The sequence below is a fragment of the Streptococcus atopicus genome (assembly GCF_049166725.1).
In the GTDB taxonomy this organism is placed as follows: domain Bacteria; phylum Bacillota; class Bacilli; order Lactobacillales; family Streptococcaceae; genus Streptococcus; species Streptococcus hominis.
On record NZ_JBMHFC010000002.1, the window covers coordinates 147945 to 162367 of the forward strand.

18 protein-coding genes are annotated in these 14423 nt (G+C 38.2%); 12 read left to right on the forward strand and 6 right to left on the reverse strand.

Annotated features, from left to right (window positions below; all coding sequences use genetic code 11):
• Window positions 1-25: 25 nt before the first annotated feature.
• The 12 genes from ACOMA9_RS02050 (at window position 26) to radC (ending at window position 9807) form a co-directional block, all read left to right on the forward strand.
• Window positions 26-958 (forward strand): bifunctional riboflavin kinase/FAD synthetase, encoded by a 933-nt coding sequence (locus ACOMA9_RS02050; RefSeq protein ID WP_247937148.1) that lies wholly within the window; start codon window positions 26-28, stop codon window positions 956-958.
• A gap of 120 nt (window positions 959-1078) precedes the next feature.
• Window positions 1079-1480 carry a Spx/MgsR family RNA polymerase-binding regulatory protein gene (locus ACOMA9_RS02055; RefSeq protein ID WP_003042028.1) on the forward strand — a complete coding sequence of 134 codons (402 nt, stop codon included), beginning with the start codon at window positions 1079-1081 and terminating at the stop codon, window positions 1478-1480.
• A 1-nt stretch (window position 1481) separates the two neighbouring features.
• On the forward strand, window positions 1482-1766 hold the full coding sequence (locus ACOMA9_RS02060) for a UPF0223 family protein (RefSeq protein ID WP_003029307.1): 285 nt from the start codon (window positions 1482-1484) through the stop codon (window positions 1764-1766).
• Window positions 1750-2523, forward strand: a complete 774-nt coding sequence (locus ACOMA9_RS02065; RefSeq protein ID WP_330944953.1) for an inositol monophosphatase family protein — start codon at window positions 1750-1752, stop codon at window positions 2521-2523. The genes ACOMA9_RS02060 and ACOMA9_RS02065 overlap by 17 nt, the downstream gene beginning before the upstream one ends.
• The gene (locus ACOMA9_RS02070) at window positions 2524-3828 is read left to right on the forward strand and encodes an RsmF rRNA methyltransferase first C-terminal domain-containing protein (RefSeq protein WP_330944952.1); all 1305 of its coding nucleotides are present in this window, start codon (window positions 2524-2526) and stop codon (window positions 3826-3828) included.
• A 105-nt stretch (window positions 3829-3933) separates the two neighbouring features.
• Complete coding sequence (locus ACOMA9_RS02075) at window positions 3934-4800, forward strand: phosphate ABC transporter substrate-binding protein PstS family protein (RefSeq protein ID WP_057489695.1); 867 nt, start codon at window positions 3934-3936, stop codon at window positions 4798-4800.
• 21 nt (window positions 4801-4821) lie between these two features.
• On the forward strand, window positions 4822-5733 hold the full coding sequence (gene pstC / locus ACOMA9_RS02080) for a phosphate ABC transporter permease subunit PstC (RefSeq protein WP_003024154.1): 912 nt from the start codon (window positions 4822-4824) through the stop codon (window positions 5731-5733).
• On the forward strand, window positions 5723-6607 hold the full coding sequence (gene pstA / locus ACOMA9_RS02085; protein WP_330944951.1) for a phosphate ABC transporter permease PstA: 885 nt from the start codon (window positions 5723-5725) through the stop codon (window positions 6605-6607). The genes pstC and pstA overlap by 11 nt, the downstream gene beginning before the upstream one ends.
• Window positions 6608-6618: 11 nt before the next feature.
• Window positions 6619-7422, forward strand: a complete 804-nt coding sequence (pstB, locus tag ACOMA9_RS02090; protein WP_003029316.1) for a phosphate ABC transporter ATP-binding protein PstB — start codon at window positions 6619-6621, stop codon at window positions 7420-7422.
• Between the two features lie 42 nt (window positions 7423-7464).
• Entirely contained in the window at window positions 7465-8223 is a 759-nt protein-coding gene (gene pstB / locus ACOMA9_RS02095) for a phosphate ABC transporter ATP-binding protein PstB (RefSeq protein ID WP_003029320.1), read from the forward strand.
• 163 nt (window positions 8224-8386) lie between these two features.
• The gene (phoU, locus tag ACOMA9_RS02100; protein ID WP_126467089.1) at window positions 8387-9040 is read left to right on the forward strand and encodes a phosphate signaling complex protein PhoU; all 654 of its coding nucleotides are present in this window, start codon (window positions 8387-8389) and stop codon (window positions 9038-9040) included.
• Window positions 9041-9126: 86 nt separating this feature from the next.
• Window positions 9127-9807 carry a RadC family protein gene (radC, locus tag ACOMA9_RS02105; protein ID WP_003024167.1) on the forward strand — a complete coding sequence of 227 codons (681 nt, stop codon included), beginning with the start codon at window positions 9127-9129 and terminating at the stop codon, window positions 9805-9807.
• On the opposite strand, the gene ACOMA9_RS02110 is transcribed toward radC, so the two are convergent.
• The 6 genes from ACOMA9_RS02110 to ACOMA9_RS02135 form a co-directional block, all read right to left on the reverse strand.
• The gene (locus tag ACOMA9_RS02110; protein ID WP_003032527.1) at window positions 9804-10496 is read right to left on the reverse strand and encodes a gamma-glutamyl-gamma-aminobutyrate hydrolase family protein; all 693 of its coding nucleotides are present in this window, start codon (window positions 10494-10496) and stop codon (window positions 9804-9806) included. The two genes, radC and ACOMA9_RS02110, sit on opposite strands and share 4 nt — an antisense overlap.
• Before the next feature lie 27 nt (window positions 10497-10523).
• Window positions 10524-11168: a redox-sensing transcriptional repressor Rex gene (locus tag ACOMA9_RS02115; protein ID WP_003029327.1), complete on the reverse strand. Its 645-nt coding sequence runs from the start codon at window positions 11166-11168 to the stop codon at window positions 10524-10526.
• A 172-nt stretch (window positions 11169-11340) separates the two neighbouring features.
• Window positions 11341-11688: a DUF1831 domain-containing protein gene (locus tag ACOMA9_RS02120; protein WP_151380068.1), complete on the reverse strand. Its 348-nt coding sequence runs from the start codon at window positions 11686-11688 to the stop codon at window positions 11341-11343.
• A 5-nt stretch (window positions 11689-11693) separates the two neighbouring features.
• Window positions 11694-12809, reverse strand: a complete 1116-nt coding sequence (locus ACOMA9_RS02125; RefSeq protein WP_151380069.1) for a cysteine desulfurase family protein — start codon at window positions 12807-12809, stop codon at window positions 11694-11696.
• Between the two features lie 9 nt (window positions 12810-12818).
• The gene (locus tag ACOMA9_RS02130; protein WP_049533856.1) at window positions 12819-13778 is read right to left on the reverse strand and encodes a ribose-phosphate diphosphokinase; all 960 of its coding nucleotides are present in this window, start codon (window positions 13776-13778) and stop codon (window positions 12819-12821) included.
• Between the two features lie 83 nt (window positions 13779-13861).
• Window positions 13862-14422: a CYTH domain-containing protein gene (locus tag ACOMA9_RS02135; protein WP_106083417.1), complete on the reverse strand. Its 561-nt coding sequence runs from the start codon at window positions 14420-14422 to the stop codon at window positions 13862-13864.
• Window position 14423: the final 1 nt, after the last annotated feature.

Sequence of the window (14423 nt, forward strand, 5' to 3'; positions counted from 1 at the left end):
AATTTTGTGATAAAATAGTTAAGTGATGAAAACGATTAGAATAAAAAATGAAAAAGACATTCAGCAAATTGAACACACAGTATTAGTGCTAGGGTATTTTGACGGACTGCATAAAGGACATCAAGCCTTGTTTGCTGAAGCGAGAAAAATGGCAGCAGAGAAGCATCTGAAGATTGCAGTGCTGACATTTCCAGAATCTCCCAAATTAGCTTTTGTACGCTACCAGCCTTCATTGATGCTTCATTTGACTAGTCCAGAAGATCGCTTGCAGCAAATGGAAAATCTTGGTGTAGACTACCTTTATTTGATTGATTTTACCAGTCAGTTTGCTCGTAATACTGCGGAACAATTTTTTGAAAAATACATCTCGCGTTTGAAAGCAAAAGTTGTCATTGCGGGATTTGATTACCATTTTGGTTCAGATCGAGGCAATGCAGAGGATTTGGAGAAACTATTTGACGGACAAGTTATCATAGTTCCTTCTGTAAATTTCAATGGAGAAAAAGTTAGTTCAACTCGTATTCGAGAAACGGTACTAGCAGGAAATGTAGCCGAAAGCAATCAATTGCTAGGCTACTCGTTATCTACTAGAGGAATTGTCGTTCATGGCAATGCAAGAGGACGAACGATTGGCTATCCAACGGCAAATCTTGCTCCGCTGGATCGGGTTATTTTACCAGCAGATGGTGTCTATGTGGTCGATGTAGAGCATGACGGACAGATGTATCGCGGAATGGCTAGCGTCGGCAAAAATGTCACTTTTGAAGGAGATGAACTTCGTTTTGAAGCCAATATTTTTGAGTTTTCACAAGATATTTACGGTGATACTATTCGCATTTTTTGGTTGGATAAAATCCGAGATATGGTAAAATTCGATAATGTGGACAAACTAGTCAAACAACTGCAGGCTGATGAGGAAATCGCAAGATATTGGACACCTAAAAACGCAAACCACTAAATCATGTAGTAAGCTTCTTATTTTTCCTAAAAAATAGGAGAAAATTTGTAAAAATACCTAGTAATCTTACATAAAATTTAGTATAATGATAACAGTTACAAATAATAAGAAGAGAAATGCATGGTTACACTATTTTTATCACCGAGTTGTACAAGTTGTCGCAAGGCGCGTGCATGGCTATCCAATCATGAAGTTCCTTTTGAGGAGCACAATATCATGACGAGCCCTTTATCTGCACCTGAATTACAACATATTCTTTCTCTGACGGAGAATGGAACAGACGACATTATTTCAACTCGTTCAAAAATTTTTCAAAAATTAAATTTGGATGTTGAAAATTTATCAATTTCTGAATTGCTTCGTTTAATTGAGGAAAATCCAAGCCTTTTGCGTCGCCCGATTATTCTGGAAGACAAGCGAATGCAAATTGGATTTAACGAAGATGAAATCCGTGCGTTTTTGCCTCGCGGATATCGAAAACAGGAATTGCGCGATGCAACTCTAAGAGCTGAGATTGAATAATATGAATAAAAACTATCGTTACCCACTAGACATATCGTGGAGCACTGAAGAGCTTGCTTCAGTGCTTTCTTTTTTGAATGATGTTGAGCAGGCTTATGAAGAAAAAATAACAGCAGAAGAAATACTGTCATCTTACAAACTCTTCAAAAAAATTGTTCCAAGCAAAGCTGAAGAAAAGCGGATTGGACGTGAATTTGAAATAGCAAGTGGCTATTCCTTATATCGAGCTGTTCAAGCTGCAAAACAAAAGGAGAAAGGAATGTTTTCTCTTGGAAAAGAAATTTAATTTTGCCAAACAAATTGTACTGAATGCGGCTTCTTATATCAAAGAGCATTTGAATGATCAGTTGCAAATTGAGACCAAGTCCAGTCCGACTGATTTAGTAACTCAAATGGACAAAGAAGTTCAAGATAATTTAGTAACCTGGATTTTAGAAGCTTATCCTGCGGATCACATTTTAGCTGAGGAGAATGACTTGCGGCATTCTATTTCAGATGGCAATGTTTGGGTCATTGATCCTATTGACGGCACGAATAATTTTGTGGCACAAAAAGCAGATTTTGCTGTTGTTCTGGCTTATTTTGAAAATGGCATTGGTCAATTTGGTGTCATTTATGATGTGATAGGAGATAAGTTGTACCACGGTGGTGGGCAATTTGATGTCTATTGCAATGAGCAGAAATTGCCTCCTTACCAAGATCGCCCTTTAAATCAATTTTTAATAGCTTCAAATGCTGGGATTTTTGAGCGCAATGATTGGGGAATTGCTGATTTGGCGAAAGAAACTTTAGGAGTTCGAGTGTACGGAAGTGCTGCAATCAGCTTTAGTAAGGTTTTGTCAGGTCAACTGTTGACCTATATTTCCTATATTTGGCCTTGGGATTATGCTGCTGCTTCTATTATGGGAGACAAGCTAGGATACACGACGCTAACATTTGAGGGTGAAGAGCCTGATTTTGAAAGTCATCAGGGGATTATGATGATTCCAACTATGAAATTAGATGAAATTAAAACATACATATATCGAAAGCGAGAGGATTAGATGAATTTTCCAAAAGGATTTGAAGAAAAATATAACAATCTTTTGGGAGAGGAAGCTCCCTCTTTTTTTCTAACTTTCGATGAGGAGCCAGTTTCCGCTTTCCGGGTCAATCCATTAAAAGAGCAGCAAAAAACTTTTCCAAATCCTATTCCTGATACGAACTGGGGTTATTATGGCAAAGTTTCTGGAAAATCAATAGAGCATGTCACAGGATTAGTCTATTCACAAGAACCTGCTGCACAAATGGTTGCCCAAGCTGCAGCGCCACAACAGAATATGAAAGTACTTGATTTGGCAGCAGCGCCGGGTGGAAAATCCACTCACCTATTGTCATACTTGAATAATACAGGTATTCTTGTTTCCAATGAAATCAATCCAAAACGTTCTAAGGTTTTAGTAGAAAATATTGAGCGTTTTGGAGCGAGAAATATTGTGGTGACGAATGAGTCAGCTGGCAGATTAAGCCAGATCTTTCAGGGCTATTTTGATATGATTGTCTTAGATGCACCATGTTCTGGTGAAGGAATGTTTAGAAAGCAGCCAGAAGCAACGGAGTATTGGAGCGAGACTTATCCTGCTCAATGTGCACAGCTTCAACGTGAGATACTAGCGGATGCTTTGAAAATGTTGACAACTGGTGGTGAACTGATTTACTCTACTTGCACTTGGGCACCAGAAGAAAACGAGGAAATCGTTGACTGGTTGTTAGAAAATTATCCGCTTGAATTAGTCGAAATTCCTAAAATCAATGGGATGATTGCAGGTATTAACTTTCCAGAAACTGCACGTATGTATCCTCACCATTTCAAAGGTGAAGGTCAATTTGTTGCAAAATTTCGTTTTTATGGTGAGCAGTCAGCTAAAAAAATAAAAGCCAAAAAGAGCAATCTGACATCGGAGCAGAAGACGTTGTGGCAGGAATTTCAAAAACAACATTTGGCTCTAGAGTTAAATGGAGATTTACAGACTTTTGGAGATCATTTATATCTATTGCCACTAGGTCTTCCAGATCTATCGAAACTCAAAATTGCCAGAAATGGCTTGCACCTAGGTGTCTTTAAGAAAAAACGATTTGAACCGAGTTTTGCTTTGGGACTGGCTTTAAAACCAAGTGAAGTAAAGCACATAATTGAAATTGATGAAGAGCAGTTTAAAAAGTACGTTGCTGGGGAGACAGTCAATCTCAATCAGAACCCTGCAAATGGTTGGTATCAAGTTGTTGTCCAAGGTAATGGTTTAGGGTTTGCAAAAGTGACTGGAAATATTCTGAAAAATTATTTTCCAAAAGGCCTGAGATTTCAATAAAGAATCTTTCCAAATGTCTAAAGATATGTTATAGTGAGATTAGATGTGAAAAGATTAGGGAAATCTTAGAATGAAAATGCTTTCACATCTGAAAAGGAGTTTCATGTGATTAAACACAAAAAAATACTTTGGGCAGTCACTCTCGTGATTTGCAGCATCGGTCTTTCAGCTTGTTCTTCCTGGATTAACCGCGGTGAGGCGATAACAGCAGTTGGCTCAACAGCTCTACAACCGTTGGTTGAAGCAGTCGTGGACAAATACACCGAAGAAAATCCGAAAAAAATTGTAAATGTGCAAGGTGGTGGATCAGGTACAGGATTATCGCAAGTTCAATCAGGTGCAGTAGATATTGGAAATAGTGATTTGTTTGCAGAAGAAAAAGACGGAATCAAGGCGAAAACTTTGGTGGATCACCAAGTTGCTGTAGCGGGTACTGCGATTATTGCAAATAAAGGAATTAAGGTAAATAATTTATCAACAGATCAACTACGCAAAATTTTTACTGGAGAATACACCAATTGGAAACAGGTCGGTGGTCAAGATTTGGAAATTACCATCATCAACCGTGCCGTTGGTTCTGGTAGTCGAGCAGTTTTTGATAGTGTTATTATGAATGGCAAAGAAGCTAAGCAAGCGCAAGAGCAAGATTCTAACGGAATGGTCAAAACGATTGTTTCGCAAACTCCAGGTGCCATTTCTTATTTAGCTTTTTCTTATGTTGATACTAGTGTGAAAAGATTAAACTTGAATGGTTATAAGCCAACGAAGAAGAATGTGACGACGAACAACTGGCCTATTTGGTCTTATGAGCACATGTATACTAAGGGAGAACCTAACAAATTAGCTAAAAAATTTCTAGAGTACATGATGACAGCAGAAGTCCAAAATAATATTGTTGGTAAAATGGGCTACATTCCGATTAACGATATGAAGGTTACTCGTAGTCTTGACGGAACTATCAGCTCAAAGTAAAAGAAAGAATTTAGGAATAACATGAACGAAGTAGCAAAAAAAATGCTGACAAAGTCAAAAAACTCTCGTTTAGAAACATTTGGAAAAACCATTACTTTTCTTTGCATGAGTTTAATTGTTTTTGTCGTCGCAATGATTTTATTATTTGTAGCGGAGAAAGGACTTTCGACTTTCTTTGTTAATAAAGTAAACATCTTCAGTTTTCTTTTTGGAACAAGGTGGAATCCATCCGGTAAGGAATTCGGTGCTTTACCAATGATTCTGGGCTCTTTCCTCGTAACTCTTCTATCAGCTTTATTGGCAACACCATTTGCAATTGGAGCAGCTGTTTTTATGACGGAGGTTTCCCCTAAAGGCTCAAAAATTCTGCAACCAGCTATTGAACTTCTAGTCGGAATTCCATCAGTTGTGTATGGATTTATTGGATTACAGGTAGTTGTTCCCTTTGTTCGCAGTATCTTTGGTGGAACAGGTTTTGGAATCTTGTCAGGGATTTTTGTTCTCTTTGTCATGATTTTACCAACGGTGACCTTTATGACAACAGATAGCCTGCGTGCTGTACCGCGGCATTATCGAGAAGCTAGTATGGCAATGGGAGCGACTCGTTGGCAAACGATTTGGCGTGTGACGCTAAAAGCAGCTCGCTCAGGTATTTTTACAGCTATTGTCTTTGGAATGGCTCGTGCCTTTGGTGAAGCTTTGGCGATTCAAATGGTTGTCGGAAATTCAGCGGTTATCCCAACTTCTCTGACAACACCTGCTGCAACCTTGACTTCTATTTTAACAATGGGAATTGGAAATACCGTTATGGGAACTGTTAATAATAACGTTCTGTGGTCGCTTGCTCTGGTTCTGCTTTTGATGAGTTTAGCCTTCAATACTGTGATTAAATTGATTACAAAGGAAAGAGGTAAGAAGAACTATGCACGCTAAAAAAATGGATAAATTAGCAACAGGCGTCCTCTATACCATTGCGGGAATCATTGTTGCTATTCTTGCTTCCTTGATTTTGTATATCTTAGTAAGGGGCTTACCTCATGTTTCGTGGAAATTCTTGACTGGTCAATCGTCTTCATACCAAGTGGGCGGCGGAATTGGAATTCAGCTCTATAATTCATTGTTTCTGTTAGTTATCACCTTAATCATTTCCATTCCTTTATCAATGGGAGCAGGGATTTACTTATCTGAGTATGCCAAAAAAGGTCCGGTAACAGATTTTGTCAGAACCTGTATTGAAATTTTATCATCCCTGCCGTCCGTTGTGGTCGGTCTCTTTGGATATTTGATTTTTGTTATTCAATTTCAATATGGTTTTTCAATTCTTTCTGGAGCGCTAGCTTTGACTGTATTTAATCTGCCGCAGATGACACGTAGTGTAGAAGATAGCTTACAGCATGTGCATCACACACAGCGTGAAGCTGGACTTGCTCTTGGCATTTCTCGCTGGGAAACGATTGTCCATGTTGTAGTTCCAGAAGCATTACCAAGTATTGTAACGGGGATTGTCCTAGCTTCTGGGCGTATTTTTGGGGAAGCTGCTGCGCTTATCTATACAGCAGGTCAATCCGCCCCAGCGCTTGACTGGTCAAATTGGAATATTTTCAGTGTAACTAGTCCGATTTCTGTTTTTCGTCAAGCTGAAACTTTGGCTGTTCATATTTGGAAAGTCAATAGTGAAGGAACGATTCCCGATGCAGTAGAAGTGTCAGCTGGGTCAGCAGCAGTGCTTCTTATCTTTATTTTAATCTTTAACCTTGGAGCTCGTAAGCTCGGAAGTTACCTGCATAAGAAATTAACATCTGCCTAAAAGGAGAAGAAATGACAGAATATAACTGGAATGAAAAACATATCGTTACTTTTCCTGAGGAAGAGGTTGTTTTATCAACGAAGGATTTGCATGTTTACTATGGTAAAAACGAATCCATTAAAGGGGTTGATATGCAGTTCAAGAAAAATAAGATTACAGCTCTTATCGGGCCTTCAGGTTCTGGTAAGTCAACCTATCTTCGCAGCTTGAATCGGATGAATGATACGATTGATATTGCTAAGGTTACTGGTGAGATCTGGTATGAAGGTATTGACATTAACCGCCCAGATATCAATGTCTATGAAATGCGGAAGCATATCGGAATGGTCTTTCAAAGACCAAATCCTTTTGCCAAATCTGTTTACCGCAACATCACCTTTGCGCATGAACGTGCCGGTGTTAAGGATAAGAAAATCTTAGATGAAATTGTAGAAACATCTCTAAAACAAGCGGCTCTGTGGGAACAAGTAAAGGATGACCTTCATAAATCTGCTTTGATGTTATCAGGCGGTCAGCAGCAACGTCTCTGCATTGCCAGAGCCATTTCCGTGAAGCCAGAAATACTTCTAATGGATGAACCTGCTTCTGCGCTTGATCCAATTGCAACCGCGCAGTTAGAAGAAACGATGTTAGAGTTGAAGAAGAACTATACGATTATCATCGTGACCCACAGCATGCAGCAGGCGGCACGTGCTAGTGACTATACCGGTTTCTTCTATCTTGGTGATTTAATTGAATATGATGAAACAGCCAATGTTTTCCAAAATGCTAAGTTGCAGTCTACGAATGACTATGTTTCTGGTCATTTTGGCTAAGAAAATTGCTGATTAATTAGAATTTATTAAAGGACTATCAGAATGACAGAACCTATTTTACAAATCAAGGACTTGTCGGTTTATTATAATAAAAAGAAAGCTCTCAATAGTGTATCATTAGATATACTACCGCAGGAGATTACCGCTTTGATTGGTCCTTCTGGGTCAGGAAAATCAACCCTTTTAAAGGCAATCAATCGCATGGGAGATTTAAATCCAGAGGTGACAACGACAGGTACTGTAATTTATAACGGGCACAATATTTACAGCCCACGGACAGATACGGTGGAGCTTCGCAAAGAAATTGGAATGGTTTTTCAACAGCCCAATCCATTTCCAATGACGATTTATGAAAATGTTGTTTATGGTTTGCGGATCAATGGTGTTAAGGACAAAGAAGTGTTAGATGAAGTTGTTGAAACTTCACTAAAGGGAGCATCCATTTGGGATGAAGTAAAAGATCGTTTACATGACTCAGCGATTGGCTTGTCAGGCGGTCAGCAACAACGTGTTTGTGTGGCTCGCGTTTTAGCAACGAGTCCGAAAATCATTCTTTTAGATGAGCCAACGTCGGCACTTGATCCCATTTCTGCAGGAAAAATTGAAGAAACACTTCATGGGCTGAAAGATCAATATACAATGTTACTCGTGACCCGCTCAATGCAACAGGCCAGTCGTATTTCAGACAAGACTGCTTTCTTCCTAAATGGCGATTTGATTGAGTTTAATGCCACGAAAGAGATGTTCCTCAGTCCGATTCATAAGGAAACGGAAGATTATATCACAGGCAAGTTTGGTTAGAGATTGTAATTGCTCACTACAATATTGTGGCTATTCCAATGTTTTGGCGACTACTGATTCTCTATATATTTATATATAAAATGCACATATACTTGTAGACAAGAATTATGTAAAAAGATGGATTTTCGTATAAAATTCTTTAGATCTTAGGAAAGGAAAATTTATGCTTAGAGTACAATTTGAAGAAGACTTAGCAAAACTCCATAACCAATTTTATGCAATGGGAAATGAAGTTTTGTCACAGATTAATCGCACAGTTCGTGCATTTGTGACCCACGACCGTGAATTAGCAAAAGAAGTAATCGAAGAAGACGCAGAAGTGAATGAATATGAAGTAAAGTTGGAGAAAAAATCTCTGGAAATCATTGCTTTGCAGCAGCCTGTTTCGCAAGACTTACGAACCGTTATTACAGTTTTGAAGGCTAGTAGTGATGTGGAAAGAATGGGTGACCACGCTGTTTCCATTGCACAGGCAACGATTCGCATGAAGGGAGAAGTTCGCATCCAGTCTGTTGAGGAAGAAATCAGCAAAATGGGACGCGATGTCAAAAATTTTGTGGAAGCAGCACTTGATCTTTACCTTAATGGCGATGTGGACAAGGCTTACGAAATAGCAGCTATGGATGAGAAAATCAATCAGTACTTTGATGATATTCGAGACCTAGCAACGCAAGAAATTAAGTCAAATCCAGATTTGATTGTTACAGGTCGTGATTACTTCCAAGTTATTTCGTACTTAGAACGTATTGGTGATTACGCCAAAAATATCTGTGAATGGGTTGTTTATTTTGAAACAGGTAAAATTGTTGAAATGTAAATACTAACTTAAAAAATTTGAGAATCATTTCTCAGATTTTTTATTTTCCTCTTCTTTTTCCGAATAAGGATATGAGGAGGTTTTTTATGTATAGTATTTCATTTCAGGAAGATTCTTTGTTGCCAAGGGAACGTTTAGTTGCAGAAGGTGCAGAACAATTGAGCAATCAAGAATTGTTATCCATTCTTATCCGCACAGGCAATAAAAAAGAAACTGTTTTTCAAGTTTCTCAACGGATTTTATCAACAATTTCTAGTTTAAATGATTTGCGCAATATGACGCTACAAGAATTGCAATCAATCTCTGGAATTGGTCGTATCAAAGCTATTGAATTGCAAGCCATGATTGAATTAGGCCAGCGAGTCAGTAAGGCAGAATTGATTACGCAAGAGCAAATTTTAGGTAGTCAAAAGCTAGCGAAAAAAATGCAACAAGAATTGGGGCATAAAAAACAGGAGCACCTTGTAGCTTTATATCTGAATACTCAAAACAAGATCATTCATCAGCAGACGATTTTTATTGGTAGTGTGTCACGCAGTATTGCAGAACCACGAGAAATTCTGCATTATGCTGTGAAACACATGGCGACATCCATTATTTTGGTGCACAATCATCCATCAGGAGCTGTACTGCCAAGCAAAAATGACGATGAAGTGACCAAACATGTAAAAGAAGCGTGTGAGCTAATGGGCTTCATCTTACTGGATCATCTCATCGTCGCAGAGAAAGATTATTATAGTTATCGCGAAGAAACAGACTTGATTTAAAGTCTATTGACAACATAGTCAAATAGCATTCGATCTTTAGGGCGTGTTTCAAATAAGAATTCTGGATGCCACTGGACTCCCAGATAAGCGATTTCATCAGTTGTTGTAATGGCTTCAATGGTGTTGTCTTTCGGATCACGGGCAATGACTTCGACATTTTCTGCTAAATCTTTGATACTCTGATGATGGAAAGAGTTGATATGAGATACTTCGCCGTAAATTTTTTCCAAAACAGAACCGGATTTAGTGACTAGTTTTTGAGTAGTATATTCAGCAGAACTGTCTTGCCAATGGTGCTCAATATCTTGATAAAGAGTTCCGCCCATTGCAACATTAAACAATTGCGTACCGCGGCAAACGGTAAAAATTGGTTTTTGTTGCTGGATAGCTTCATGGATTAAGGCTAATTCAAACAAATCACGTTCCAAATAGTAATCATCACTGTCAATTGTTTTTTCTTCGCCATAGAATTGTGGTGATACATTTTGCCCACCCGTTAGGATAAGTTTGTCAATCATCTGGATGTAGCGCCGTGCCATATCTGCATCTCCAATCGGCAATATGATAGGAGTTCCACCAACTTCTTTTACGCCCTCTACAAATCCCTTAGCAGCATAACTCATGATGGCAAATTCATCTTCAGGGTTTGGTCTTTCATTTCCAGTAATGCCGATAATAGGTCTCTTCATAAATAAATGTTTGCTCTTTCTAATTACTTAATGCTCTTTTTTCATAAAATAAAGGAGTGTTTGTAGCTCACTTGTCAAATCAACATATTGAACAACAACATCTTTTGGAACGGTTAAGTGAACAGGAGAAAAACTGAGAATACCTTTTACACCAGCCTCCACAAGAACAGTTGCAACTTCTTGCGCTTTTGCACTAGGAACTGTTAAAATAGCTGTTTTAACATCCACACCTTTTAATTTGTTATTGATTTGTGAAATGCCATAAATAGGAATCCCGTCATTTGTAGTAGTCCCAACTTCAGGATGATCATCTGTATCAAATGCCATAACAATCTTCATTTTGTTCCGTTCGTGGAAACGGTAGTGGAGCAAAGCATGTCCCATGTTACCGATACCAACTAACATCACATTGGTAATGGAATTGTCATGAAGTAAGTCAGCAAAAAAATTCATGAGTTTTTTTACATCATAACCATATCCACGACGACCTAATTCGCCAAAATAAGAAAAATCTCGACGGACAGTTGCAGAATCAATCCCGATCGCATCTGCGATTTGTTTTGAATTGGCTTTGTCAATTTTTTCGGAATTAAATCGTTTGAAAATCCGATAATACAGAGAGAGCCTTTTAGCAGTTGCGCGTGGAATGGTTGTATTATTTTCAGATTTCACAAAATCACATCCTTTCAAAGACTATTTTATAGAAAGTTTGTGAAAAAATCAACTTATTTGATAAAAATAGAAAAGGAGTAGGACAAAATCAAGAAAATCAAAGATTTTTGGCTTGTTTCCTACTCTTTATTGTTTTACTGATGATTTAAAAATGAGTTTTTAAGCTATTTGTTTATTGTTCTTGTTTAGTGAAAATACCACGTTCTACCAAGCTATCCATTAAGAAATAAAACTTTTCTTGAATGATGTGATTGTCTGCTGATTTAAAAATATTCACTAATCGAAGGCCAGATTTGTCTGTGATATTGATTTTCACACCTGAAAGGTCTTTATTGATAATGATTTTTAATAGAAAACCATCCCCGCTATTGGGAACATTTTCTAATAAGCGTGTTAATTCGTAATTTCCGACTTTTGTTTCGGCAAATGTGTTATCACGCAAAGTAAATTTTTTTACATTTTCTCCAAGAGAGTAACTGTAGGGGCAGTCTTTTAAGTGAATAGTGGTCTGAAAAGCCATCTATTTTATCCTCCTAAAATTTCTTTTAATGTTGTAGTAAATTGTCGAACTTCTTCTGAAGTATTTTGCTCCGAGAAACTAATGCGAATAGATTCCCTTAAGCGTTCTGAATCGCTACCATAAAAAGCTTTAAGCACATGACTTGGCTCAACCGTTCCGGCCGTACAAGCAGAGCCAGTTGAGATAGAGATTCCAGCCAAGTCTAAACGCATGAGCAATAAATCGTTAGCCTGATTTAGAAAGCCAAGATTTACGACATAGGGAAGTAGGTGTGAATCATTATTTATATAGTAATGGATTCCGTCAAGTTCAGAGAGAAGTTGATGTTTCAAACTTTCAACATGTTCCATGTTTTCTTGGTAGCAATTGAGGCTCTCTTTTAGAGCCGCAACCATACCGGCAATAGCCGCTAAATTCTCAGTTCCTGCACGTCTTTTATCCTCTTGATCTCCACCGTGTAAAAATTTGTCAAATTTTACATGATTGAAGTACAAGAAGCCGATGCCTTTTGGACCATGAAATTTATGAGCTGACGCACTCATAAAGTCAATTCCTAGCTCGTCAGGATAGACAGGTAATTTACCTATAACTTGCACAGCATCCACATGATAAGCAGCGGGATGATGTTTCACAATGTCAGCAATTTCTTTGACTGGAAGCAGGTAGCCAGTTTCATTATTGGCATACATGGTTGAGACAAGTATTGTATCTTCTCGAAGGGCTTCTTTTATCTGTTGAGCCGTAATCTCTCCATTTTTAGGTTGGATATAAGTGGCTTCAAAGCCAAATTTATCCACCAGATATTCAATTGTTTCAAGAACCGAATGATGCTCAATAGCAGTAGTAATAATGTGTTTTCCTTGATCTTGATGGGCTAAGGCATATCCTTTTATGGCTGTATTGTTACTTTCTGTCCCACCAGATGTAAAGATGATATGTTGACTATTAGTATGAAGCAGTTCAGCAAGCTCTTGTCGGACTTCGCGAAGAATTTTGCTAGCAGCTCTTCCGTGACTATGAATGCTAGATGGATTGCCGAAGGTATTTTCCATAACCTGTGTCATAGCAGTAATAGCAGCTTTTGACATAGGAGTTGTTGCTGCATTATCGAAATAAATCAAGATTTCTCCTTATTTCTTTTTATTGTAAGCAAAGAGAGGACTAACTGGTTTTCTTTTATGAATACGAACGATTGCATCTCCGATTAGCTCACTTGCAGTAATGTATTGAACATTTTTTGGAGTTTTTTCTTTGGTTGCAACTGAGTCGGTTACTAGAATTTCTTTGATTGGGGCATTGTCTAACTTTTCAGCAGCTCCCTCAACAAATAAACCATGACTAGAAACTGCATAAATCTCTGTTGCACCCTCACGTTCAACGATTTTTGAAGCTTCCGCAAAGGTACGTCCGGTATTTAAAATATCATCAATGAGAATAGCTTTTTTGCCAGCAACATCTCCGATAATATATCCTTCGTTACGATGAGAATCGTCTTGTGCATAGTCAATAATCGCAATTGGAGCATCTAAATGTTCTGCTAAGCTTCTAGCACGTTTAACACCAGAGTTTTTGGGACTGACCACAACTACGTCCTCGCCAGACAAGCCTTTTTCGCAGTAATGTTTGGCAAAAAGAGGAACGGTGTAAAGATTATCAACAGGGATATCAAAGAAGCCTTGAACTTGGACAGCATGTAAATCTAGGGTTAGAACACGATCAACTCCTGCCTTTACTAGCATATTCGCTACGAGCTTGGCTGTAATTGGTTCGCGAGGAGCGGCTGTACGGTCTTGACGAGCATAGCCAAAATATGGCATCACAACATTGACAGAATTAGCGCTGGCGCGATTGCAAGCATCCACCATGATGAGAAGTTCCATCAAATGATTATTGACAGGAAAACTTGTTGATTGAATGATAAATACATCAAAGCCACGCACACTTTCCTCGATGTTTACTTGAATTTCTCCGTCCGAAAATTGACGTGATGAAAGTTTGCCAAGAGGCACACCAGCAGCTTTAGCGATTTTTTCGGCAATATCGTGATTGGAATTTAGTGCAAACAACTTCATCTGTGCTTTATCCGTCAGTATATCCATGATAACTTATTAAGACTCCTTTTGATTTCTACACTCCATTTTATCAAAAAATAAGTAAAATTTCAGCTTTTTATTCATAAGTTTTGAGCAAATCTTGCAACTTTAGGTTTTGCATATTTATAATGGATATGATGAGCTTGTAAAAAGTAGTCAAATTGTTCTTTACCCATTTCAGCATCTGTCACTTCTAGCTCTAATTCGTAGTCTGTTTTGTCAAAATAATGATTCTCATCAAGTGCCATTAAGCCAATAGTGGTTTCTTTTTCATAGCGAATAGTTGTTAAGCTCCCCAGCACCTTTAGTTCATCGAGATTGATAGCAGCGTGAGTCAGCAGTATGCGTATTTCTCCTTCAGGTAGCACACATGTATTGATGAGTGTGTGACACTCTTCTAAAGTGAGAGATTGATTGTATTCCATATTACCGACCTGTTGTGGAATTTTCAAAGTTAATTCGGCACGATTTTCAAAAGCACGGACGCGTAGTGCCATTTTTGCATCTCGGATTGAAAAGTCGGCTGTGTCAATATAGTAGTTTGTCTGTTTGGTAGCTGTTATATCTGAAAACAGCGGTAACAGCTGTTGGTACTCATTTTTTGTCAGAAGTGTTTTGTATTCAATTTCCAGGTGATTCATT